Source organism: Mesorhizobium sp. Arg314 (genome assembly GCF_053714275.1).
Genome location: NZ_JBSKBP010000229.1, coordinates 1 through 567, shown reverse-complemented (window position 1 = coordinate 567; position 567 = coordinate 1). Strand labels below are relative to the sequence as shown.

Genomic DNA, 567 nt, shown 5'->3' with positions numbered 1-567 from the left:
AGTGTCAGGGCCTGGCGCGAGCCGACTGGCTCGCCCAGCGCCAGGCGGAGCTTTTGCCGGTTCCCTACTTCCACGTCGTCTTCACCGTGCCGGCCGAGGTCGCCGAGATCGCCTTTCACAACAAGGCTGTCGTCTACGACATCTTGTTCAGGACCGCAGCCGAGACCCTGCGTACGATCGCCGCCGATCCCCGACACCTCGGCGCGGAGATCGGCCTGATCGCGGTGTTGCACACCTGGGGCCAGACCCTGCAGCACCACCCACACGTCCACTGCATCGTCCCCGGTGGCGGCCCCGCGCTCGATGGCAGTCGCTGGGTCGGCTGTCGTCCCGGCTTCTTCCTGCCAGTGCGTGTGCTCTCCGCCATGTTCCGCAGGCTGTTCCTGCAAGCCTTGCAGAGCGCCTTTACCGCCGGCCAATTGCGCTTCTCTGGCGAGCTTGCCGGCTTGGTTGATCCTTCTGCCTTCGCTCACCGAATCGCTGAACTCAAGCGCGCCAGCTGGGTCGTCTACTCGAAGCCGCCTTTTGGCGGGCCTGAGCAGGTTTTGGCCTATCTCGGCCGCTACA

1 protein-coding gene is annotated in these 567 nt (G+C 65.4%); it reads left to right on the top strand.

What is annotated here, in order from left to right:
* On the top strand, positions 1–567 hold a 567-nt coding region (locus ACWGS9_RS35215; RefSeq protein ID WP_454509481.1), incomplete at both ends, for an IS91 family transposase.